Origin of the sequence: Pseudomonas sp. GD03862, from assembly GCF_029840855.1 — a bacterium.
GTDB classification, from domain to species: domain Bacteria; phylum Pseudomonadota; class Gammaproteobacteria; order Pseudomonadales; family Pseudomonadaceae; genus Aquipseudomonas; species Aquipseudomonas alloputida.
Window position 1 is genome coordinate 1 of sequence record NZ_JAOCDI010000018.1, and the last position, 23,183, is coordinate 23,183.

General features: G+C 61.9%; 24 protein-coding genes, 1 pseudogene and 1 riboswitch. Of the genes and pseudogenes, 15 read left to right on the forward strand and 10 right to left on the reverse strand.

Annotated elements, in window-relative coordinates:
- Both N5D53_RS13705 and N5D53_RS13710 read left to right on the forward strand, forming a co-directional pair.
- Positions 1–1,187: pseudogene (locus N5D53_RS13705) on the forward strand (hypothetical protein); the annotation flags it as partial.
- Positions 1,187–2,344 (forward strand): DUF6708 domain-containing protein, encoded by a 1,158-nt coding sequence (locus N5D53_RS13710; protein ID WP_121161610.1) that lies wholly within the window; start codon positions 1,187–1,189, stop codon positions 2,342–2,344. The pseudogene N5D53_RS13705 and the gene N5D53_RS13710, both read left to right, overlap by 1 nt.
- Before the next feature lie 2 nt (positions 2,345–2,346).
- Here the strand turns inward: N5D53_RS13710 and N5D53_RS13715 are convergent, their stop codons facing one another.
- The 6 genes from N5D53_RS13715 to N5D53_RS13740 form a co-directional block, all read right to left on the reverse strand.
- On the reverse strand, positions 2,347–3,627 hold the full coding sequence (locus N5D53_RS13715) for an OprD family porin (protein ID WP_104961590.1): 1,281 nt from the start codon (positions 3,625–3,627) through the stop codon (positions 2,347–2,349).
- Positions 3,628–3,676: 49 nt separating this feature from the next.
- Positions 3,677–4,993 (reverse strand): MFS transporter, encoded by a 1,317-nt coding sequence (locus tag N5D53_RS13720; protein WP_076403116.1) that lies wholly within the window; start codon positions 4,991–4,993, stop codon positions 3,677–3,679.
- A 67-nt stretch (positions 4,994–5,060) separates the two neighbouring features.
- A complete protein-coding gene (locus N5D53_RS13725; RefSeq protein WP_104961588.1) occupies positions 5,061–5,585 on the reverse strand; it encodes a gamma carbonic anhydrase family protein in 525 nt (174 codons plus the stop codon).
- Between the two features lie 12 nt (positions 5,586–5,597).
- Complete coding sequence (locus N5D53_RS13730) at positions 5,598–6,788, reverse strand: CaiB/BaiF CoA-transferase family protein (protein ID WP_010954265.1); 1,191 nt, start codon at positions 6,786–6,788, stop codon at positions 5,598–5,600.
- Positions 6,789–6,812: 24 nt separating this feature from the next.
- Positions 6,813–7,742, reverse strand: coding sequence for a hydroxymethylglutaryl-CoA lyase (locus N5D53_RS13735; protein WP_104961586.1), 930 nt, complete (start codon positions 7,740–7,742; stop codon positions 6,813–6,815).
- 98 nt (positions 7,743–7,840) lie between these two features.
- Entirely contained in the window at positions 7,841–8,752 is a 912-nt protein-coding gene (locus N5D53_RS13740; protein ID WP_064493220.1) for a LysR family transcriptional regulator, read from the reverse strand.
- Positions 8,753–9,020: 268 nt separating this feature from the next.
- Here N5D53_RS13740 and N5D53_RS13745 point away from each other — a divergent pair, with 268 nt between their 5' ends.
- From N5D53_RS13745 to N5D53_RS13770, 6 genes are all read left to right on the forward strand, one after another.
- Positions 9,021–10,349 carry a hypothetical protein gene (locus N5D53_RS13745; RefSeq protein WP_104961585.1) on the forward strand — a complete coding sequence of 443 codons (1,329 nt, stop codon included), beginning with the start codon at positions 9,021–9,023 and terminating at the stop codon, positions 10,347–10,349.
- Between the two features lie 32 nt (positions 10,350–10,381).
- Positions 10,382–12,613, forward strand: a complete 2,232-nt coding sequence (locus tag N5D53_RS13750) for an Ig-like domain-containing protein (RefSeq protein WP_104961584.1) — start codon at positions 10,382–10,384, stop codon at positions 12,611–12,613.
- A gap of 15 nt (positions 12,614–12,628) precedes the next feature.
- Entirely contained in the window at positions 12,629–13,102 is a 474-nt protein-coding gene (locus N5D53_RS13755; protein ID WP_020191832.1) for a curlin, read from the forward strand.
- Between the two features lie 16 nt (positions 13,103–13,118).
- Positions 13,119–14,564 (forward strand): curlin, encoded by a 1,446-nt coding sequence (locus N5D53_RS13760; protein ID WP_104961583.1) that lies wholly within the window; start codon positions 13,119–13,121, stop codon positions 14,562–14,564.
- A 158-nt stretch (positions 14,565–14,722) separates the two neighbouring features.
- Entirely contained in the window at positions 14,723–15,370 is a 648-nt protein-coding gene (alkB, locus tag N5D53_RS13765) for a DNA oxidative demethylase AlkB (protein WP_104961582.1), read from the forward strand.
- 169 nt (positions 15,371–15,539) lie between these two features.
- Positions 15,540–15,827: a hypothetical protein gene (locus tag N5D53_RS13770; protein ID WP_003253801.1), complete on the forward strand. Its 288-nt coding sequence runs from the start codon at positions 15,540–15,542 to the stop codon at positions 15,825–15,827.
- Positions 15,828–15,908: 81 nt separating this feature from the next.
- Here N5D53_RS13770 and N5D53_RS13775 read toward each other — a convergent pair whose 3' ends face one another.
- From N5D53_RS13775 to N5D53_RS13790, 4 genes are all read right to left on the reverse strand, one after another.
- Complete coding sequence (locus N5D53_RS13775; protein ID WP_064491187.1) at positions 15,909–16,169, reverse strand: DUF1652 domain-containing protein; 261 nt, start codon at positions 16,167–16,169, stop codon at positions 15,909–15,911.
- 259 nt (positions 16,170–16,428) lie between these two features.
- On the reverse strand, positions 16,429–17,316 hold the full coding sequence (locus tag N5D53_RS13780) for a pirin family protein (RefSeq protein ID WP_121161608.1): 888 nt from the start codon (positions 17,314–17,316) through the stop codon (positions 16,429–16,431).
- A 96-nt stretch (positions 17,317–17,412) separates the two neighbouring features.
- A complete protein-coding gene (locus N5D53_RS13785) occupies positions 17,413–18,285 on the reverse strand; it encodes an alpha/beta hydrolase (protein ID WP_121161606.1) in 873 nt (290 codons plus the stop codon).
- Positions 18,286–18,306: 21 nt separating this feature from the next.
- Positions 18,307–18,936: a LysE family translocator gene (locus N5D53_RS13790; protein ID WP_012052198.1), complete on the reverse strand. Its 630-nt coding sequence runs from the start codon at positions 18,934–18,936 to the stop codon at positions 18,307–18,309.
- Positions 18,937–19,060: 124 nt separating this feature from the next.
- On the opposite strand from N5D53_RS13790, the gene N5D53_RS13795 reads away from it, so the two are divergent.
- The 7 genes from N5D53_RS13795 to N5D53_RS13825 all read left to right on the forward strand — a co-directional run bounded on the left by N5D53_RS13795 (position 19,061) and on the right by N5D53_RS13825 (position 23,178).
- A complete protein-coding gene (locus tag N5D53_RS13795) occupies positions 19,061–19,540 on the forward strand; it encodes a GNAT family N-acetyltransferase (protein ID WP_010954276.1) in 480 nt (159 codons plus the stop codon).
- 119 nt (positions 19,541–19,659) lie between these two features.
- Positions 19,660–19,883: riboswitch (cobalamin riboswitch) on the forward strand.
- 92 nt (positions 19,884–19,975) lie between these two features.
- Positions 19,976–20,164, forward strand: a complete 189-nt coding sequence (locus N5D53_RS13800; RefSeq protein WP_014590842.1) for a CbtB domain-containing protein — start codon at positions 19,976–19,978, stop codon at positions 20,162–20,164.
- A gap of 9 nt (positions 20,165–20,173) precedes the next feature.
- Positions 20,174–20,860 (forward strand): CbtA family protein, encoded by a 687-nt coding sequence (locus N5D53_RS13805; RefSeq protein ID WP_014756910.1) that lies wholly within the window; start codon positions 20,174–20,176, stop codon positions 20,858–20,860.
- Positions 20,860–21,246, forward strand: a complete 387-nt coding sequence (locus N5D53_RS13810) for a cobalamin biosynthesis protein (RefSeq protein ID WP_020190465.1) — start codon at positions 20,860–20,862, stop codon at positions 21,244–21,246. Before N5D53_RS13805 ends, N5D53_RS13810 begins: the two co-directional genes overlap by 1 nt.
- Positions 21,247–21,280: 34 nt before the next feature.
- Positions 21,281–22,033: a precorrin-4 C(11)-methyltransferase gene (gene cobM / locus N5D53_RS13815; RefSeq protein WP_014590839.1), complete on the forward strand. Its 753-nt coding sequence runs from the start codon at positions 21,281–21,283 to the stop codon at positions 22,031–22,033.
- A 66-nt stretch (positions 22,034–22,099) separates the two neighbouring features.
- Positions 22,100–22,342, forward strand: coding sequence for a DUF1272 domain-containing protein (locus tag N5D53_RS13820; protein WP_064491192.1), 243 nt, complete (start codon positions 22,100–22,102; stop codon positions 22,340–22,342).
- A gap of 221 nt (positions 22,343–22,563) precedes the next feature.
- Positions 22,564–23,178, forward strand: coding sequence for a response regulator transcription factor (locus N5D53_RS13825; RefSeq protein ID WP_003253824.1), 615 nt, complete (start codon positions 22,564–22,566; stop codon positions 23,176–23,178).
- Positions 23,179–23,183: the final 5 nt, after the last annotated feature.

Genomic DNA, 23,183 nt, shown 5'->3' on the forward strand with positions numbered 1-23,183 from the left:
GCTACAACCAGGACGACATCCGGGAAGAGCTGGCGGCACTGATTGAGGCCGCCAAGGCCGAACCGCCCTCGGAATTCAACTACACGCTGGCCGAAGGCCTTGCCAAGCGAGCACATGCGGCAGCGAATGCCTTCGGACGTATGAACGCGCTGTACGAGGAACTGCAGAAGCGGAACAACAGCGCCAGCATCGGCTTGTATGGATGGTTCGTCGCGCTTGGGCGACAGGTGCTGCGTAGCGGAGCCCCAAACAGTGCAGACCGAGCATTGCACCATGGACTGCGCCTGGCGTTGTTTGCTTCGGTACATGAAACAGCTGTCGACGTACGCCTGAGTGAAGCTGCACGTAGCGGGCAACCGGTTAATTCACTACGCAGTGGTGGCCAGATTGCGCGCTATCTGGATCAGGCGTGGGCTGAAGGCTTGATGCAGGCGGACAGTCAGAAGAGCGACTTCTATAAAGTGCGTGCCGCCGGTCTGGTCTGCCTGCTGGAAGGCATGCTGATGGCGTTCAAGGCGCGGGAGCTGCCCGACAGTGATGCGCGAGTGAAGACCGAACTCCTGGCAGCCGCGATGACCACGGCAGCGGCGGGCTTTGAAGTTGGCGCCAGCTATGTGGATCAGGTGGCAATCCGATATGGCGCGAAAAGTGTGACCGGCAGAGGGGCTGCGGCAACCTTGGGTAGGTTGAAGCTGTGGGGAGCTGCGTTAGCTGGTACGGGAGGATTCGTCTTGGCGTGGTGGGACTTCGCTGACGGAGCGGAAAACTTCAAAGCAGCAAGCGCTTCAACAAAATCATGGACATTGGCCGGAGCCTACCACACGCGCGCGATGGCAACATTGACGTTATCTATAGGCGAACTGGGAACTGCCATTGCCATAGCGAAGCCTTTTTTTGATTATCTATCCCATAACGCCAAGACTAAATTTGCAAGAATGTTGGCATCCTCTATGGGTGAGCTTGCAAAAAAATTAGGAACCCAAGCTGCGCGCCTTCTGCTCGCACGATTGGTAGTCGGAGCTTTCTGGATAGGGCTCGTCCTGACGATCGCAATTTACCTCCTTGAAGATGATGCATTGGAAAAGTGGTGTAGGCGCTGCTGTTTCCGAATCAGAAAAACAGCTAAGCCTTATGAAGAACATGAAGAATTAAAGGAGCTTCATTCCGCTTTCAGCGAGGTCTTATAGTGTATCTAATCGAATGGGGTTTCTGGCGGATGGCAATCGAGTCCGAAGCTGCGCGCAAGGCGTACGTAGCCGAAATGACGCCAGCAGAAAATCGCGCAATGCGTGACTTTTACGAAGGTGACCTGGAAGAGGAAGTCCATTTTCGGAAGGTAAGCGAAAACCCTCGCGCACGCGGCCCTGTTTATTCCTTCAATGAAAATTTCCTAGAGATGCGATGCGGTGGCTCGGAAGAGAAGCGCGGCATCATCACCTTAATGACCTTGGGCAGCTTGGGACCAATGACCTACTCATGGCTAAACATAACCCTTGGCTCAATCTATATAAATGCAACCCAGCCTGAGTTTCTTTCCGTATTTTCAGTTTTATTTAGCACTTACATGATCTTGCTAGGGGGTGCCACCTATTATATATATGCAAAATATGGATTTAGCCTTTCAAGGCTGGAAATGCTAACCAGCCGCCATCTGCTCATTCGATTCAATCGAAAAACTCAACAGGTCCACCTCCACCGCCCCGGCTATTGCGGCGGCATCGTAACCTTCCCATGGAAAACAACAGGAAGTACAGCCATCGACCCAGAAGATGACTCACTCAGCATGGGCATGCGACTAGGCCTGGTCTGGCACCCCAGCCGCACCGGCCTGCCCCACATGGAAATGACCCTGCTCGGCAAACAAGGCCAAGGCGGCAGCGAACTGCGTGATGAGTGGGAATTCATCCGCCGTTACATGGAAGAAGGCCCACACGCCGTCCCCCGCCCCCGCCTGAGCACCCAGCTACCCTCACCCATCCAGGCATTCAGCGCCCAGTTCGAAGGCCTTGGGCGTTTCTTCCGCAAGAGCAACTGGCTGTTCAAAGTTGTCCTGCTGTTTGTCTGGCCCGCTTTCGTTATCATCGGCACCGGCCACTGGCTCAGCCTGCTGCTGTGCTGGCGACCGCGCTGGCCGAAGGTCATCCGCGAGGCCGGCCTGCCCGGCAAGCCAGTCCCACCCGTGACAACCCTGAGCGACTACCCACCCGCAATCCAGGCACGCCTGCTCGCCAACGCCGACCGCTGGCAGCTCAAGCCCGGCAAGCGGCCAGCGAAAAAACCACGCAAACCGCGCAGATCCAAAGCGCAAGCGAAACCAGCTGCACCCAACGAAGATTGTGTCTGAATTCAGAATTCGAACGTGTACCCGACGATCACCCGGTTCTCATCCGCTGCATCGGCAAAATTCGAGCGCATGCTCGCATTGCGCCAACGCAGCGACACATTCCTGAGCGCCCCCGACTGCACCACATAGGTGATATCCGTAGTCCGCTCCCATTCCCGCCCCTCTCCGTCGCCAGCGGCCAATGCCCTGCCCTTGACGCTGGCAATGCGTTGCGGGGCCACCTGATCGCCCTTTACATAACGCACGTTGAACGTCAGCCCGGGGATGCCCACGGCAGCAAAGTTGTAGTCGTAGCGCAGCATCCACGCCCGTTCGTTGGCCAAGGCAAATGTGCTGACCTGCTGTTCGCTGAACAGGTAGGTATCGGTGCCCCCCACGTAGGCATATGCCGTATCCCCACGCACTTTCTGATAGCCGCCACTGAACGTCTGGCCCTGAACGCTGTACCCGAAGTTGGTACTGAGGGTCTGATTGTCGATTCCGCCCAGCAACGCCCGGCCCTGCTCCCTTGCATTGAACCAGCGCCACTCGGTGAACACATTCCCCGGCCCTAGGCGGGTCTTGAACTTGAACCCGGCAAAATCACGCCGGAACAGGTCTTCGAGCGCACTGGTGTGAAGGCTGAGGGTCAGGTTGTTCAACGGCTGGTAATCGACGCCGGCGTAGCGCAGACGATCACTGGTGACCGCCGCCGAATAGGCCCCTTGCTGCGCCATGGCGGTCAGGTCCTCATAGTCGGTGGAGTCACGCAATTTGGTGGCATCCACCTGCAGCAGGGTGAACGTAAACCGGTCCAAGTCTTTGCTCACCAGTTGCACACCGTTGAACCACTGGGGGAACAAGCGGCTGCTGTTGGACGCCAGCAATGGCAGTTGCGGGCTCAGGCCCCCCGCCTTCAATTCGCTCTGCGCCAGCCTGGCCTTGAAGGTAGCCACGGCCTTGGCGTAGTCATCCGCGGCGCGTTTGTCGCTGCCTCGCGGCAACAGGCCGGAACCGCTACGGTCAGGCGAGGAGTCCAGCTTGAGCCCCAGCATGCCGGCTGCGTCCAGGCCAAAGCCAACCACGCCGTCGGTATAGCCAGACTGCAAGCGCAGCATGAGGCCCTGGGCCCATTCACCGCGCCGCGATTGCGTGGCGCTGTCACCGTGAAAGTCGCGGTCGAAGTAGAAATTGCGCAGTTCCAGGCTGCCACTGCCGTCATGGATAAAGGCAGCCTGGGCGGTTTGACAGGCGCAGTAAAGCACCGAGAGCACCAGCGATGCTCGCCGAAAGATCACGATCATTGGTATGCCTTGCTCTTGTTCTTGTTGTTGTTCGAAGACTCAGCGCCAATCAACTTTTAGGGTTGCGCACGTAACGCATCACCACCAGGCATGCGACCAGGATCAGCGGCGCGATTGACAGCATGCCCATGTAGGTACTGTCGGTAAGGTCATTGATCTTGCCCACCATCACTGGTGCAACGATGCCGCTCAGCTGTCCCACCGAGTTGATCGCGGCGGTGCCGGTAGCAATTGCCAGCCCCGAGAACGTCGACTGTGGAATGGTCCAGAAGATCGGGATAGCGATAAAGGTGCCCGCAGTGGCCAGCACCAGCGCGGTCATCATCGCGAAGGGAGAGTCGGAGAACAGGCACGCCAGCAGGTAACCGACGGCGGCCGCCAGCAGGCAGTACACCAGATAGCGCTTACGCTCGCCGGTGCGGTCGGAGTGGCGAGTCAGCAACACCATGCCGATGCACGCTACCGCATAGGGCAATGCCGACAGTACGCCAACCCACAGCATGTCTTGCACCCCCGAGGACTTGATCAGGTGCGGCATCCAGAAATTCAGCCCGTAGGACGCGGTTTTGACCACGTAGTAGATGAACGCCATGATCGCCACTTCACGGGTCAGCAACACCCGCCAGATCGAGCCGAGTATCGGTTTTGCAGCGCGTTTGTCCTGGGCAAGGTTCTCCGCCAGCAGGTCCTTCTCCTCGCGGCTCAACCATTTCGCCGCCTCGATATCGCGGTCCAGCTTCCACAGCACCAGCAGGCCCAGCAGCACACACGGCAGCCCGGACATCAGGAACAACCAGTGCCAGCCAGCGAGGCCCAACACGCCGTCCATTGTCCCCAGCAAAAAGCCCGCAGCCGGGCCCCCCACCGCTCCGGCCAGCGGCACCGCCAGGAACCACAGGCCATTCATCTTCGCCAGGTGCTTGCGCGGGAACCAGCATGCCAGGTAGAACAGGATCGCCGGGCCGAAACCGGCCTCCATGACGCCGATCAGAAAGCGCAGGAAGTACAGCGTGTACTGGGTATAGGCAAATACCAGCGCAGCCGTCGCCAGGCCCCAGGACACCATGATCCGGCAGATCCAGGCCGGAGCCCCGTAGCGTTTCAGGCCGAGACTGCTGGGCACTTCGAACAGCACGTAGCCGACGAAGAACATGCTCGCGGCCAGGCCGTAGGCAGCATCGCTGAGGCCCAGTTCCTGCTGCATTTGTGTCTTCGCAAAACTGATGTTGATGCGATCGAAGTAGGAGAACAGGAAGCAGATGATAGCCAGCGGCATGATGCGCCAGGCCACACGGCGGTATAGCAGCAGCTCATTAATGTGACTGTCGTTGCGCTCACGCGCCAGTTCGCCGGTCAAAGCAACCATGGTGAATCTCCATTCTTGTAATTATTGGAGAGCAGCGACGTCTCGAAGGGCGTCACCAGCAGGTTTTTTAGCGAATACGGATCAGCTTTTCCTTGAAGCTCTGGCCTTTTGCGACGTACTCCGTCGCATTGCGCTGCATACCGGCGATGGCTTCGGCAGTGAGCTCGCGCACTACCTTGGCAGGTGCGCCCAGGATCAACGAGTTGTCGGGAAACACCTTGCCTTCGGTGACGATGGCGCCGGCACCCACCAGGCAGTTGTTGCCGATGACCGCGCCATTGAGCACCACCGCCTGAATGCCGATCAGCGCGCCATCGCCGATGGTGCAGCCGTGCAGCATGGCCTGGTGGCCGATGGTGACACCTTGCCCCACTGTCAACGCAAAGCCGGGGTCGGCATGCAAGACAGCGCCCTCCTGCACGTTGCTGTGCTGGCCGATACAGATCGCTTCGTTGTCGCCCCGTAGCACGGCCTGCGGCCATACGCTGACGCCTTGTTCCAGGGTAACGTCGCCGATGACGCTGGCATCCTCGGCGATGAACGTTTCCGGGTGCAGGTTGGGTGCAAGGTTGTCATATTGGTAGATCGCCATCTCAAGGCCTCCTCAAGCCGCGTCGTCTGTTTTCAGCACGCCCGCCGCACACAGCTGGGCAATGTGCGCGTCGCTGTAACCCAGTTCACGCATCACTTGGCGGGTGTGCTCACCAATCCTCGCGATCGCCCGCCGTGGCTGCAGGCGCTGGCCGTCCAGTGACAGCGGCAATAACGGCATCGGTGTGTGGCTGCCGTCTTCCAGTTGCAGCTCGGCCATGCCACCGCTCTGTAGCAGGTGGGGGTCCTCGAACAACTCTTCAGGGCGGCGGATCGGCGCGAAAGGAATGCCGTTGGCTTCCAGCTGCAACGCCAACTGCCCGGCGTCCAGCGGCGCAAACACCTCGGCCAGGTGCGCCAGCAGCCGTGGCCGCTGCAACACGCGGTCGTTATTGCTACCAAGGGTCGGGTCATCAAGCAAAGCGGTCTGCCCCAGTACCCGGCATAACGCGTGCCACTGGCCTTCCCCTGTGGCGGCGACAAACATCTGCTCGCCACCGGCAAAAGTGAACACGTCATAGATGGCCCAGGCACTGATGCGGTTCGGCATCGGCGCTGCGGCTTCACCGGTGACCACGTACTGCTGCATATGCTGGGCAGCCAGCAGCACGCAATTCTCGTACAGGGCACTTTGCACCTCACGGCCCCTGCCGGTGCTGTGGCGCTCGTTGAGTGCGGCCAGCACGCCAATGGCGCCGAACATGCCACCCATGATGTCGTTCACCGAGCTGCCTGCGCGCAGCGGGCGCCCTACCGGTCCTGTCATGTAGGCCAGACCGGCCATCATCTGCACCACTTCATCCAGCGCCAGGCGGTTATCGTATGGCCCGCTGAGAAACCCCTTGTGCGAGGCATAGATCAGCCCTGGATTGCGCTGGCACAGTGCGTCGTAGCCCAGACCCAGCTTCTGCATACGCCCGGGCTTGAAGTTCTCGATGAAGACATCGGCGGTGTCGATCAGTTGCAGCACGGCCTCACGGCCCTCGGGCGTTTCAACATCGACAGCAATGCATTGTTTGTTGCGGTTGAAAGTGCGGAAAAAGCCCGCCCCTGCGCCCAGCAAACGGCGTGTGCCGTCGCCGCGTACCGGCTCGATCTTGATGACTTCGGCGCCAAGGTCGCCGAGGATCATGCCGCACGTCGGGCCCATGACCATATGCGAAATCTCAACGACACGGATGCCGTCCAAGGGAAGTCTGGACATTGTGGTGCTCCTCTTACGGGCAATTCAGGCGTGGCGGTGTGTGTTGGCGAAGTTGAGCGGCAATCCGGCCCGGGCGATGAAGCCGTAAAGTGGCTCGCCCGGTAGCGCTTCGCTTAGTACCTGCCGGGTTTCGATCAGTGCAGGCAAGTCGATGCCGGTGTCGTAGCCCATGCTTTGCAGCATGAACACCAGGTCTTCGGTCACGGTATTACCAGACGCGCCAGGGGCGAACGGGCACCCTCCCAGGCCCGCCAGGGAGGCATCCAGTTCCCCAATGCCCTGCTGCACCGCCACCAGGCTGTTGGCCAAGGCCAGGCCCCGGGTGTCATGGAAGTGCGCGGCCTTGAGACGGTCGCCTGCAATCTCCCGTACGGCCCGAAGCACCGTTGCCACCTGGCCCGGATTGGCATAGCCAGTGGTGTCCCCCAGGGAGACCAGGTCGCAACCGGCTTCGATCACCTGGCGGGTCAACGCACACAGGTCAGCCAGCGGCACCTCGCCCTGGCGGGTGCAGCCAAAGGCCACTGACATGCCGGCCACGACTTGCACCCCATGCAGGCCCATTTCAGTACGCAGCTGGCACATGCGCCCCAGTTCCTCGACCATCTCCACTGGCGTGCGGCGCACGTTGGCCAGGCTGTGCGCCGTGCTCACCGATACCGGGGCGACGATGCGGTGTGCACCCGATTCAAGTGCGTCCCTTGCGCCACGAAGGTTTGGAGCCAGCACGGTTACTTGCAGGTCCGGGTACGTGAGGGCGTGAGCCACCACTTCGCGGGCATCGGCCATCTGCGGCAGCAAGCGTGCCGACACGAACGACGCGACTTCCATATGACGCACGCCGGCGCCGTAAGCGGCGTCGATCCAGCGGCGTTTGGCTGCTGTCGGCATGATCACTTGCAGGCTCTGCAAGCCATCGCGCAGGCCGACTTCATTGATTGTTATTGTTGTCATCGCGGTCTCTCTGTCTGAAGCGTTGCGCCAGACTAAGAGCTGGATGACGGGCAGAAAAGACGTGTTTCGCGGGCTGATCCATCGTCAGCCACGATGGATCAGCCCGCGACCTGCCAGGCCGGTGCACGCAGCAACAGGTGGTCAAGCAGGCGCCGAGCCGACAGCGAGAGCGTGTGCCGGTCGCGCATGCAGATGACGAATTCGCCAAGCGCCCAGTCGTCAGTCAGCGCAATGACCCGCAGGTCGAACAACGCCGCATAGCGGGATACGGCCTCTTGCGGGAACACCGCCAGGCCAAGGCCGAACTGCACCAGACGGTATGCCGCGTCGAACGACGACACGTACGAACGAAAACGCAGCGCCTTGCCTGACTGTTCAGCGCTTTTACGCATGAAAGCGTTCAATGTGGCAAAGGCCGATAGCCCCAGGTGGTCGTAACCCAGGGTTTCCTCGAAGGCAATCTGGCTGCGGCCGGCCAACGGGTGGTCAGCAGCAACGACCACGGCCAGGTGATCCTGCCGATACGGTACGAAATCCAGGTCACCCACCGCCATGGATTTGCGGCAGATACCGAGGTCTGCAGTGCCCTCGGCCACACCACGAACGACATCGGCGCTGAAGCGCTCTTCGATATCGGCCTGGATGAGTGGGTATTCCAGCATGAACGCTGACAGTTCTTCGGGCAGAAACTCCATGATCGACGATACATTGGCCAGCACCCGCACATGACCACGCGCGCCGTGTGCGTATTCGCTCAGCTCGCTGTCCAGGCGTTCCATGGCGCGGGTCATTTCCCTGGCATGGCGCAGCAGTGCAAGCCCCGCCGGGGTGGGCTCCACGCCGCGCTTGCTACGTTTGAGCAAGGCGGTACCAAAGCGCGCCTCGATGTCTGAAATACGTTTGCTGACGGCGGACGGCGCCATGAACGCGCGCTCGCCTGCGCGGGCGATGGTGCCTTCTTCGCAGACGACGATGAACAGGTTCAGGGAAAGGTGGTCGAGGGGTTGCATCGCTTGGCTCGGCTTGGGGAAGGGACCGCCGTAGCACTGTAGCAAAAACCGCATTGGCTTCTAAAACCGGGTTTGAATTACCGGCCCCCAATCCCCAACCTTGGGGGAACGCTGCCCACCGCCAGCGGCTGGCATAAAGCCCTACTGAGAATCTGTAGCCCCTGCACCACAAGGCCTGCAAAGCATTTTTCAGGTGTTGGCACAGCTCTTGCCGATCTCCTCCCAGACGCCCCAAGTCCATGGGCCCGTTTGCAGGAGGAATTGACTCATGCACCGACCGATACCCCACCCGCTGGCAGTGGCGATTTTCGCCGGCATTCTCCAGCTTCCCGCGCAGGCCGCCTTGAACGCTGTCGATCCAGGCGCTTACGTCCCAGCCAACGGCGGCTTCCCCGCCTGGTACCAGGACAGCCACGGTCGTACCCTCGACCTGTGCCTGACCAAGGCCGTCAGCTCCCGGGTCGCAGGCGCACCTGGCGCACCCTCATACATGTGCACGCTACTGCCCACACCTGGTGTGTTCGACGATACCCAACCCATCGTCTTCCCCACCAACTTCCCTGACGAAGCGTTCTGGTTCACTGCCGACGCTGCAATCGTCGACGCTGCGCGTGGCATCGACCTCAGCTATGGCACGGCGATCGAAGCGGCATTCGCCGCCGAGGAACCTGTCGAGGGTGACCAGGTCAGCTTCGCCCGGGTCCGTATCCGGGTCGACGTACCCACCGCGGGCACCTACGTGGTCACCCACCCCTATGGTGTTGAAGTGTTCGATGTGCCCGTTGCAGGGCGCCGGGCGATCAACATGACCCGCGACATCGGCATCGCCGGCGCAGGCGACTTCACCGGCGCACTCAAGGGCGATGTCGGGCCGTTCCTGCGCAGTGTCAACGGCCCCTACACCGAAGGCAACGAGCGCTTCATCGGTGACCCGAACCTGGAAGAACCGGTAACGGGCAGCCCATTCAACACCAACTACGTACGCATCGAAGGCCCTGGTGGCATCGACCTGCGCACCGAGCTGTTCGCAGTCTCGGGCAAGCTTTCCGAAGTGGTCCTGCCAACCCCGCTGATGCCACAACGCAGCACTTACTCACGCCATACCGAGAACGGCGACCTGATCGCCCAGCAAGACATCTTCGTGTTGGCCCCGCCGCCACCGGCAAGCGTCACCCTGACCAGCCAGACCCCCAACCTGAGCCTCACCGAGGCCAACGGCACCGGCGCCTGGTACGCCCAGTCAGCCCTCAACCCGGCGGCCGGAACCATCGTGACACTGTCCGCTGACAACAGCGTGGCAATCCCGACCAGCAGCCTGACCACCAGCAACGTTCCCCTGACCGACCTGGTCACCATCACGCAGGCCCAGTACCGCCTGTCCACCGGCGAGCTGACCCTGGTGGCCAGCACCAGTGACGAAACAACACCTCCAGTACTTACCGCACATACCGGCAACGGCACGCTGATCGGCAACCTGGGCGGTACCGGCGCCGTGAAGACGTTGAGCATGACCCTCTCGCCCATTCCGCCGGCCAAGGTGCAGGTCACCAGCGCCAACGGTGGTAGCGACTCCGAAGACGTGGTGCTGGTGCCATGAACAGACAAAGGCTCAGCCTTCAAGGAGGCAGCATGAACACTTGGTCGCGCCGTGCGCTGTTGGCCGCCGGTTTCTCTCTTACCGTTACCAGCGCCGCGTTCGCCGCGCTGTCTGATGTCGATCCGGGGCCCTACACCTTCGCCACAGGTGGCTATCCGATGTGGTACAAGGACAGCCTCGACCAATCCCTGGAGCTGTGCCAGTCGCGTGCCACCAGCACCCGTGCGCCAGGCGCACCCGGGGCGCCCGCCTACATGTGCACCTTGTTGCCCGAGCCCGGGGTCTATGACGATGCCCTGCCGCTGGTATTTCCAGATAACTGGCCACCCGAGATGTTCTGGTTCCTGGCCGAAACCTCGATACCACAAGTCGGTAACAGCGGATATGAGCTGGAGGTCTACGTTGCCGGTATAGAGGCAGCCTTTGCTGCTGAAAACCCGGTAGACGGTGATCAGCAAAGTTTCGCCCGCATCCGTATCCGCGCATCGGTCCCACGCACCGGTACCTACACCATCACGCACCCTTACGGGGTGGAGACGGTCAACGTCACCACGGCAGGTCGTCGCGCGATCAACATCACCCGGGACATCGGTATCGGTGCTCCGGGCAACTTCCAGGGGGCGCTGGGGGGGGCGATCGGCCCTTGGCTGAAGGGGGTTGGCGGGCCATATACAGAGGTCAACCCTGACACGGGCACCACCGAAACCTTCATCGGCGACCCCAATATCACCGAAGCGGTCACGGGTAGCCCCTTCAATACCAACTTCGTGCGCATCGAAGGGCCCGCGGGCGCCATTCAGACCAACACGTTCACCGTGTCTGGCAAGGTGCTGGACCAGCGAGCACAAACCCCGGTCACCCTGGAGCGCGCCACCTATTCGCGCAACGGCAGCGGCACCCGCGTGGAAGTGTTCGCCAAGGCCCCGAGTGAGGCCAGCTTGTGCATGCGCAATGGCCTGGCACTGATCGGCACGCCGCCTTCGCCTTGTCAGTTCACCCTGACTTCGGACAACAACGGGTTGTTCTTCAGCCAGCAGTTCAACCAGTCGGTGCCGCCAGCGGTGGTGGTTGTCACCGCCAGCAACGCAGTCGGCGGCACCCAGCCGACTGCGCTCTCGAGCAAGCTCAGCGACGTGGTCAAAGTCAGCACCGCACGCTATGACTGGGCCAACAAACGTCTGTTGATCGAGGCCAGCTCCAGCGACGAAGTAACGGTCCCCGACCTGCTCGCCCAAGGCTACGGCCGCATGTCGAAATCGGGCACACTGCAAAGCATCACGGTCAACGATTTGGCTCAACCGCCCGCCACCGTTACGGTCAAGTCTGCCCATGGCGGTAGTGATGTGGAGCCGGTGATCGTGGTCGGCAGCGCCCCGGTCGAGGCCGCCAACCAGCCACCGCTGGCCCAGGCCGATGTCGGCAGCACCAGTGTCGGTGTACCGATCACACTCAACCTGCTGCTGAACGACAGCGACCCGGATGGCGACGTGCCGCTGACCATCAGCGACCTGACCCAACCCGGGACCGGCCTTGGCGGCGTCGTGCTGAACGGCACCACCTCGGTTACCTACACACCGCCGACCGGGGCCACACAACCGCTGGTAGCCAACTTCAGCTACCGGGCGGTGGATGCCAAGGGCCTGAAGTCGGAACCGGCCACGGTCACCATCAACGTCGCACCTAACCAGGCACCGACTGCCAACCCGGAAACCGTTGCCACCTTGGGCGTGCCATTGACCATCAACGTTCTGGCCAACGACACCGATCCAGAAGGCAACGTACCGCTGAGTGTGGCCAACATCACCCAGCCGGCCGCCGGCCGTGGCACGGTCAGCACCGACGGCACAACCGTGACCTATACCCCACCGGCCACTGTAACCACAGCCTTCACCACCACCTTCACCTACCAGGCACGTGACTCGCTGGGGGGGCTGTCCACCCCAAGTACGGTCACCGTCAACGTGTCGCCTCGGCCTGCCGCAGAAACCTTCGCCGTCACGACAGCCACGGTCACGGCGCGCTCCAACAACCGTTACAACTGGGACATCAGTGGCACCTCGTCGGTGACCACCGGCAATACCGTAACCGTGCGGGTAACCACTACCACGGGCGTCCAGACCTTGGGGACGGCCACGGTAGCGCTGACCGGCCGCTGGCGCCTGGTGGTAAGCAATAGCACCACGATCATCCCGACTGCGGCACCGACGGCGACGATCACCACCAGCCAAGGCACCACGCGCACTGTCAACGTAGTCGTGCAGTAAAAGCCGGAGGCTTCGATGAAACGGCTGTACTCCCTGTTGCTCTGCCTGGCCCTGGCGGGCCAGGCCTGCTGGGCAGAGGACCTGATGGACAATGCCGACCTTGCACCCGGCAACGACCTCGGTGAACCAGTGATCATCCGCCTGCTGCCGGCCGGTGCCGGCCAGGCTGCGGTGATCGAGCAGCAAGGGTCAGGCAACCGCGCCGCCCTCGACCAGAACGGTCAGGCCCTGCTGGGCCGTATCGTCCAGTCCGGCGGTGCCCAGGAAGCGTACATCTTGCAGGAAGGCAGTGACCTGATGGCCATCATCAGCCAACAGGGAAATGGCAACAGTGCGTCGATTCGCCAGAGCGGCAGCAGCAACAACGCCGCCATCGAGCAGATCGGCAACGACAACAGCGCCAGCATCGTGCAGTCCGGCTCAGGGCTCAACAGCTCCGTGACCCAGGCTGGCAATGGCCAGCATGTTCAGATCACCCAATACCGATAGACCTGGAGGCACCACCATGTACAAGCTCGCTCCGTTAAGTGCCGCTATCGTCCTGGCCCTCGCAGGTCAGGCCATGGCTGCTGACAGCACCTCGTCCCAGACCCAGGACGGCAAGGAAAACATCGCCGAAGTCTCTCAGACCCAGGCATCCTTCGCCTCGGCCACCCAGAACCAGACTGGCAAGGGCCACAACCACCTCGCCGTGCAGGCCGAAAGCACCAGCGATATCCAGCAGAGCGCCACCGGCCAGTACAACGCCGGCTACGCTGAGCAACTGTTCGAGAACGGCAGCCAGATCACCCAGCAAGCCGGAGGCAGCTACAACGATGCCTTCGCCAGCCAGTCGATTGGGTCGAACAACGAATCGCTGCAAACCCAACAAGGCGTCGGCAATAAATCCACCGTGTGGCAGGACAGCCAGGAAGGCAGCAAAGCCACCAGCTGGCAATCCGGCCAGCGCAACGAGGCTTTTATCGAACAGACCTTCGGTGGCAGCAACAATCGCAGCACCGTCAACCAGACCGGCCAGGACAACTACGCCACCGCCGAGCACCTGAACCATGTCGATGGCGATATCCAGGTCTATCAGGAAGGCCACGACAACTGGGCCTATGGCGACCAGCGCGAAGGCACTGGCGGCACCATTGCCATTGGCCAGTACGGGGGCGGCAACTCTGTGGAAGTGTGGCAGGACACACAGATCGGTAGCCAGGCCTCCGTGGTCCAGACCGGCCAGTCGAACGAAGGCTATATCGACCAGAGCTTCGGCGTCAGCAACAAGGTCAGCCTGTCGCAGCAAGGCAATGCCAACGCCAGTTGGTCGGACCAGTTCGAGACCAACAACTCGACCACCACCATTACCCAGACCGGCAACAACAACCTGCATTTCACCTATCAGAACGGTGAAAACCTCAACCTGACCATCAACACCCAAGGCAATGGCAACAGCATCACCGCCAGTAACTGGAAAGGCGCCAAGATGGGTGGCCAGTTCGGCACCAACCAGAACGCCACCATCAACCAGGCTGGCAATGGCAACGGCGTCAATCTGACCCAGAAGGGCGCTGACCAGCTGGCCACGCTGACCCAGACGGGTAAAGGCAACCAGATGTCGACCAAGCAGGATGATGTCAGCAACGAGCTGTACTTCGAACAGAACGGCACTGACAACATTCTGATCGCCGACCAGCGTGGTACCGACAACTATGCCTACGGCAGCAGCCAGGGCACCGGCAACACCATCACGCTCGACCAGTCCGGCTATAGCAACCAGAGCTACACCAACCAACTCTACGGAAGCGGAAACGAAGCCACCATCAAACAGACTGACAGCATCAACGTCGCCTACGTGACCCAGGGAGGCCAAAGCAACAAGGCGTTCGTCGACCAGAGTGGTGTCGCCCAATCCGCCACCATCACCCAGCTGGGCAGCGCGAACCTGGCCACTGTGACCCAGCAGTAAACCGCTCCCCCTTGAACCGCGGTGCTCCTCTCCCTGGTGCCGCGGTTCCTTTTTCTGTCATCCCGTCCTCTGCCATCGTTCGATCCGGCCGGCGTGTGCAATCCCCTGACGTGTAGCTGTCGGGTACAATGGCAAACCGCTCGAAGATGTGCAGCCACATGATCCAGTCCGACCTCGACCTGTTCGGCCCCCAGCCGCAACGCCTGGCAAGCCACACCGTGCTGCTGCCCGGCTTCGCCCTGGCCGAAACCGAGGCGCTGCTCGATGCCCTGCGTCCGGTGCTGCGTGCTGCGCCGTTCCGGCACATGTACACCCCAGGAGGCCTGCGCATGGCAGTGGCCCTGACCAACTGCGGTACGCTGGGGTGGGTGAGTGATCAACATGGCTACCGATACAGCCCCAGCGACCCACTCAGTGGCCAGCCCTGGCCCGCCCTGCCCCCGGTTCTGCTCGCCTTGGCCTCCCGCGCCGCAGCCATGGCCGGGTTTGACGGTTTTGTGCCGGATGCCTGCCTGGTCAACCATTACCTGCCGGGCACACGCCTGAGTCTGCACCAGGACCGCGACGAGCAGGATTTCGGCCAGCCGATCGTGTCGGTGTCGCTGGGCTTACCGGCGGTGTTCCTGTTCGGCGGCCTGCAGCGTGCCGACAAGGCTCAGCGCATCGCGCTGAGCCACGGCGATGTGCTGGTGTGGGGTGGCGAAGACCGCTTGCGCTTTCACGGCGTGCTACCGATCAAGCCCGGTGTGCATCCGCGCCTGGGCGAACGGCGGATCAACCTGACCTTGCGCAAGGCGGGTGCCTGAACAGGGGCCGTCATCTGCCAGCCAGCGCAAAACAAGATGAACGCACATGAAACACATTGAACATCTTGGCCAGGCAAGCTTCGAATGATAAGCCGCCTTTCTTTTGTATGGAGCCTGCCATGCCCAACCCGTGTGGTTCTTCGAGCCGTTGTAACGGAGCCATGTACCGATGAAGATGCCTGGCCGCGCACCCAATGCTTCGCTGCAACTCGATTACGTACGCGACACCCTGTTCGGCCCGGTGGCGCAACGAGTGGAATGCCAATGCCAGCTCGCCGCCCTCAACCTGCAAGGTCGCCCAGGGCTGCGCCTGCACGTTTGCCCCCCACTGCCTGACAAGATCGACCGAGCTCACAGTGTGGCCTTCGTCTGGGATGGGCGGAGTTATCACGGCGTGGTTCGCGAGAAGGGAAAGTGCGGCGACGGTGGCCTGAACCTGCTGCTGGAACTGCAATAAGCCGATCAACGGCGGCCGTGGCCGCGCTCGTGGCTGCTTATACCCGGCCAGCCTGGGCTGACCGGGGCACGACAGGCGCGCTCAGGCAATCGCCTTGAGTGGCGCCGGGTGGCTGTCACGCAACGCATGCAGCTGCTCCACCAGGTTGACCAGGTCACGACAACTGTTGAGGTCTTGCAGCGCGACCCCGCTGAGGGTCACGCCTTGGTCGAGATCCTGGCCCTGGCCCAGGCGGATGGTCAAGTGCGCGCCATCCGGGCAACTCACTTCACAGCGGTCTGGCAAGCAGGCCTGCTCGATCAGTTGCCGCATCTCTAGCATAGAAACGCCTATCAACGACATGGTACGACCCTCTCTGTGGGATGGTCTGTTGTATGGAAGTACGCCTTTGTCGGGCGGGGCGCCAATTGATATTGCGCATGCTCGGCCAGCTGACCATGCTCCCCGGCAATGAGCATGCGGGGAATCCTCTAGCACCTTAGTGGAAGATTCCCCGCGGCGGCCGAGTGTTCGAATGCATTAGCAGACTTAACGACGAGTGGTCTCGGTCAACTAGGCGTTGGCCAGGCCCCAGCCGGGAAAGGCCAACCAATTAACAGCATCAGTGTGCGGCGCCTCCCCTCTCGTCCTGCATCTGCCCAAACCGCCCGGCATGGAAATCATCGAACGACTCGGCAATCTCCGCCTGGCTGTTCATCACGAACGGGCCGTAGCCAACGATCGGCTCGTCGATCGGCTCACCGCTGAGCAGCAGCACACTTGCGCCGTCCAGCGCCTCGACGGCTACATCTACACCCTCCCGGTCGAGCAGCACCAGGCTGGACGGGCCTGCTTCGCGCTCGCCGTTGATTCGAACGTTACCACGCAACACCACCAGCGCCGCATTGCGACCGGCAGCAACTGGCAACTGCAAGGCCGCGCCGGCGTTGAGCCGCAAATCCCACACGTCCATCGCGGTGAAGGTTCGAGCCGGCCCCTGGTGGCCGTGGTAGTCACCGGCAATCACCCGCAAGCTCCCGGCATCACCGTCGAGCGCTACCACCGGAATGTCGCCGGCCAGCAGCGTCTGGTAGCCGGCCGCTGCACGCTTGTCCCGCGCCGGCAGGTTCACCCACAGCTGGACCATTTCCAGCGTGCCGCCACTGCGTGCAAAGTCCGGGGAATGAAACTCTTCATGAATGATGCCGTTGGCCGCCGTCATCCACTGCACGTCACCTGGACCGATCAAGCCGCCAGCACCGGTGGAATCACGGTGCTCCAGTTCACCTTGGTAGACGATGGTCACGGTCTCGAAGCCGCGATGCGGATGCTGGCCTACGCCGCGTCGTGCTTGGGTCGGGGCGAAATCATGCGGGCCGGCGTAATCCAGCAGCAGGAACGGGCTGATCTGGCTGGCCAGGTTGTCGTAGGTGAACAGGCTGCGCACCGGGAAACCATCACCCACCCAATGGGCGTGGGGGCTGCGGTGAATACCCAGAATCGTTTTCATGAGAAGGCTCCTCTCTTGGCTGAGATAACCTTATCAATGATGCCAATCACGCGGTAGCTGGCTAAAATGGCATGCATCGTTCCACGTACAGAACAGTCAACCCTGCAAGAAATCGAGCACCTGCTCGGCCGCCATGGCCGGGTCTTCCTGCATGAAACAGTGCCCACCGGGAACTTGCCGTGCGGTCACATTGCGGTTCAGCAGCGCCAAGCGATTCACCGAGTGTGGCACGAAGGGATAGGTGTCTTCTCCGTACAACACCCGTGTCGGTGTCGTGATTGCGGCCAGACTGGCCCACATGCGTTTAGGGAATGAACTGAAGATCTCCACTTCACGGCTGGGCCGGCATTTGAGCACCACGGCCTCGCCACATTCACCGATCGCATGCTCGACATAGGCCTGCAGTGCCGCATGGGTCCAGCCTTTGAAGATGCCGCGCCCTTCCAGCGAGGCCAACGCCGACTCGCGATCGGGCCAGTGGCTACGGCGGCTGGCGGCCTTGCGGGCCAGGGCGTGACGCTGATGCAGGCCGACCAGGGCTGCCGCCCCCATCACGCCGATCATGCGTCGGCTGAACAGTACCGGGTCGAGCAGCACGGCACGTGCGAACAGTTGCGGCTCACTGCCCAGAATCAGCCCCGTGAGCACGCCACCAAAGCTGTGCCCTGCGGCAAACCGCTGTACGTCGCCATACTCGCCACGTCCGCCCTGAAAGGCCTCCACCGCCAGGGCAGCGGTGCGGTTCCAGCCGCGAAACACCCCACCATGATCACTGTCCCCATGCCCCTGAACGTCGCAGAGCCACAGGTCGAAATGCTCGCCCAGGCGCATCAGCAACGGTTGGTAGGCCAGGCAACAGAAGCCGTTGCCATGCAGAAAGTGCAGCAGCGGTTTGCCACTGGCCGGAGTTCGCCAGCCACGCAGGGTGAAACCTTCGGCGCATTCGTGGGACCAGGGAATCAACTGCATCGGCTTACTGTACTCTCGGGGTCAGGAAAACGCTGATTCTACAAACAGCAGCGGGTACAGGGAAATCACCAGCAACAGGGCCATCACGACATTGAACAGCATCAGCCAGCGCGAATTCTGCAACAGGTTGCGCAGGGCGCTGCCGAACATCACCCATACCCCCACGCTGGGCAAGTTGACCAAAGCGAACAAGGCCGCAATGACGATCACGTTGGTTACATAGCCTTGCGCTGGCGTGTAGGTGGTAATCGCCCCTACCGCCATCACCCAAGCCTTGGGGTTGACCCACTGGAACGCCGCCGCCCCCCAGAAGCCCAGCGGTTTGCGGGCACTGGACGCGGCCGTGCCGACCGGCCCGGAAGTGGCGATCTTCCAGGCCAGGTACAGCAGATAGGCGGCGCCAGCGTAGCGCAGCACCGTGTACAGGGGTGGCCAGGCCTTGAATACCTCCCCCAGCCCCAGGCCGACGGCCAGCACCATCATCATGAAACCAAAACTGATACCCAAGGCATGAGGGACCGAGCGGCGCACGCCGAAGTTCACCCCCGAGGCCAGCAACATGGTGTTGTTGGGGCCAGGCGTGATGGAAGATACGAAGGCAAACAGCACAAAGGCAGTCAGCAGGTCGGCAGAGGCAAGCATGGCGGGCATTCCACTTTCTTTATAGGTGCTGTCACACTACCGGAGCCGCCACTCCCAGCGACCGTTACAGTTTGATTAAATTACACAGATACAAATCACTGTATCGCCAATCCGGACCAAGGAAGCCGTCACCATGAGCCTCACCTTTCGCCCTGCCGTGCGTACCGATGCCGAGCAGATCCTCACCTTCATCACCGAACTCGCCGAGTACGAACGCGCCCGCCACGAGGTGGTCGCCACCCTTGCCGACATCGAGCACAGCCTGTTCGACGAAGGCAGCACTGTGCACGCCCTGATGTGCGAGCGTGATGGCCGTGCAATCGGCTTTGCCGTGTACTTCTACAGCTACTCGACCTGGCTCGGGCGCAATGGCATCTATCTGGAAGACCTGTACGTAACCCCCGAACATCGCGGCGATGGTGCCGGCCGGCAGTTGTTGCAGCACATTGCCCGCGAAGCGGTGGCGAACAACTGTGGGCGTCTGGAATGGAGTGTGCTGGACTGGAACGAGCCAGCGATCGGCTTCTACCAGAAACTGGGGGCCGAGGCGCAGGATGAGTGGGTGCGCTACCGCCTGGATGGCGACAAGCTGGCGGCATTCGCCCGCGGGTGATCGCCCGGTTTCTGCACTTCTGCCTGCAGGAAGAAGACTGCAGGCCTGAGCCTGCCGTACCTGCTGTTCAACGGCCTCGCGCGCTGTATGACATTGACGCCAAGCCCGCCCCATGCTCTCCTTATGCCTCGCGTTCAGGTGCCCCTCAGGGGGTGAAACGGGAAACCGGTGCGTCCCAGGCCCTTCAGCAGGGCCGGACAATGCCGGTGCTGCCCCCGCAACGGTAAGCGAGTGAAGCGTCTGTACCACTGTGCCTCGTAGTACGGCATGGGAAGGTGACGCGTTCCAGGAGCCCAGCTCTTCCTCGCAAGCCCGGAGACCGGCCTGGCGTTCATGAACACCCCGCGGTGGGCGGGCGCTGTTGCATTCCCTTGGGCGACCACGTCCGGGGCTGCCGCGCTCGCCCATTGCCCACAAAAAGCAGAGGATCGCGTCATGCCCGTCACCAGCGCCAAACAACACAGCCTTGCTACCCCCGTTACGCTCAGCCAGCGTGTAACCATCGCCGTCGGTGCCAGCTTGCTGGGTCTGTGCCTGGTCTACTTTGCCGGGTTCTCGCACATCGAGGCCGTGCACAACGCCGCCCACGACACCCGCCACAGCGCCGCCTTCCCCTGCCACTGAGTACGCCTGATGATCACGCGCATTGCCCGTACTGCGGGCTTCAGCGGGCTCCTTGCAGCCCTGTTGCTGACCTTGCTGCAAAGCTTCTGGGTGGCTCCGCTGATTCTGGAGGCGGAAACCTACGAGTCCTCGGCCCCGGCCGCACACCACGAACACGGTAGCGAAGTTGCCGCTCATGAACACAGCGCCGAAGCCTGGTCGCCGGAAGACGGCTGGCAGCGCGTGCTGTCCACCACAGGCGGTAATCTGGTGGTTGCGGTCGGCTTCGCCCTGATCCTCGCCGCCCTGTACAGCCTTCGCGAGCCCAAACGCGCCGCCACTGGCGCATTGTGGGGGTTGGCTGGCTTCGCCGTGTTCTGCCTGGCCCCAACCCTGGGCTTGCCACCAGAACTGCCGGGTACGGCGGCCGCCGACCTGGGACAACGCCAAACCTGGTGGGTCGGTACAGCCAGTGCCACAGCGCTGGGCCTGGCCTTGCTGGTGTTCGCCCGCCACTGGTTGCTGAAGGCGCTGGGCGCCGTGCTGCTGGTCATTCCTCATGTGATCGGTGCACCGCAACCCGAGGTGCACGAAAGCCTGGCCCCTGAAGCATTGGAAACCCAGTTCAAAGTCGCCTCCTGGCTGACCAACGCCGCCTTCTGGCTGGCCTTGGGCCTGCTCAGCGCCTGGCTGTTCCGCCGTTCCAGCCAGGCTTGATGCCTGCCTTCTATGCCGGTTTTGGCTGCCGCCGGGGTTGCCCGGCGGATACCTTGCAACGCTTGCTGTGCCAGGCCCTGGACAAACAGGGCCTGGCATTGGCTGACCTGCGCGGTATCGCAAGCATCAGCCTGAAGGCCGACGAGCCCGGCTTGTTGCAACTGGCAGAGCACCTCGGTTTACCGTTGGTGCTGTACCATGGCGCGCAACTGCAACCCTATGAACCACTGCTCAGCCACCGCTCCGCCGTTGCCCACCGGCACAGTGGCTGCTGGGGCGTAGCCGAGAGCGCGGCACTGGCCCTGGCCAGCCAGCGGCAGGGTACGGCCAGGCTGCTGCTGACGCGCCAGGTACTGGGCCCGGCGACGCTCGCCCTGGCCTGCTGAGCGTTTCGCCCCCTCTTTCTTGCCAGGACTTTGCATGACCATCTACTTTATCGGTGCCGGCCCCGGCGACCCGGAGCTGATCACGGTCAAGGGCCAACGGCTGATTCGTCAGTGCCCGGTGATCATTTATGCCGGTTCACTGGTACCCGCCGCCGTGCTCGAAGGCCACCAGGCCGAAACCGTGATCAACAGCGCCGAACTGCACCTGGAACAGATCATCGCTGCCATGCGCAGCGCACACGAAAAAGGTCAGGATGTGGCCCGGGTGCACAGCGGCGACCCCAGCCTGTACGGCGCCATCGGTGAGCAGATTCGCCACCTGCAAGCGCTGGGCATCGATTACCAGATCATCCCCGGTGTTACCGCCACGGCAGCGAGCGCCGCCCTGCTCGGCTGCGAGCTGACCTTGCCTCAAGTGGCGCAGACCGTGATCCTCACCCGCTATGGCGACAGCTCGCCCATGCCGCCGGGTGAGCAGTTAGGCGACCTGGCGCGCCATGGCAGCACCCTGGCAATTCATCTGGGGGTCAAGCACCTGTCGCGCATTGTCGATGAGTTGATGCCGCACTACGGCGCGCACTGCCCGGTTGCGGTGGTGCATCGGGCCACCTGGCCAGATCAGGATTGGGTGCGCGGCAACCTCGGCGATATCGTCGAACGCGTAGCGGCCAAGGATTTCCGGCGCACGGCGCTGATCCTGGTAGGCCACGTCCTGGGGGATACACCGTTCGCCGAATCGGCCTTGTACCGCGCCGGGCATGCCCACCTGTACCGCCCTGGCGACTGAACATTGCCAGCCTTGCCTCGGGCGTAGCAGACTCCGGGTTCCCGCCTGCGAACAGGAGTCATGCCCATGCTGGAACTACGCCCCAACTGCGAGTGCTGTGATGCCGACCTGCCGGGTGACAGCCCCGACGTTATGATCTGCTCCTTCGAATGCACGTTCTGCCGTGCCTGTGCCGAAACCCGCTTCCAAGGCCGCTGCCCGAATTGTACCGGGCAGTTGGTAGCCCGCCCGACGCGGGTCGGTCAGGCATTGGCCAACAACCCTGCCTCCACGCTGCGGATACACAAACCGCACGCCGCCTGCGTCTGAACAACTGCAAAGCACCGGCATCACCGCTGTTTCAGGGTGATGTCTTTCCTGTTTCTTGTAGGACTTTTCAACAATAAGCACTGGGGATTTCAACACTTCTATACTCGGCATTACCAAACCTCGGGAATGGTCGTATCGTGCAGCGCTTCCGATAACCCCACTTGCAGACGTATTCCTGAGTGTTCCAGGAAGCGGACCACATCCCTACAGGAGTTTTCCTCATGACAACCGTGCTGATCGTCGACGACCACCCTATTGTCCGGCTGTCGTTGCGCCTACTGCTCGAGCGCGAGCGCTTCCATGTCATCGGCGAGGTCGGCAATGGCAGTGAAGTGGCTCAGGTAGCCCGCGAACTGCGCCCGGACGTAGTCATTCTCGACATCGGCCTGCCTGGCCTGGACGGCATGGAAGTCATCAAGCGATTGCAGAGCCTGGAGCCGGTACCGAAGATCATGGTGCTGACCGGCCAGGCCACCGATCTGTATGTGCGTCGCTGCCTGGATGCCGGAATAGGCGCCTTCGTCACCAAGGAAGAGGACCACGAGGCCCTGCTGTTCGCCCTCAAGGCCCTGACCAAAGGTTATTCGACCTTTCCGCAAATGTCGGTCAACAGCAACTCGCTGGAGAGCGAGCCGGTGCGCCTGGCCAGTCTCTCCAACCGAGAAATGGAAGTGCTGCGGCGCCTTGCGCGCGGTGAGAACAACAAGAACATCGGCACTTGCATGAACCTCAGCGCCAAGACCATCAGCACCTACCGGGGCCGTATCATGGAAAAGCTCAAGACCGAGTCACTGGTGGAAATGGTCGACCTGGCCAAGCGCAACAGCGTCTATTGAGCGCT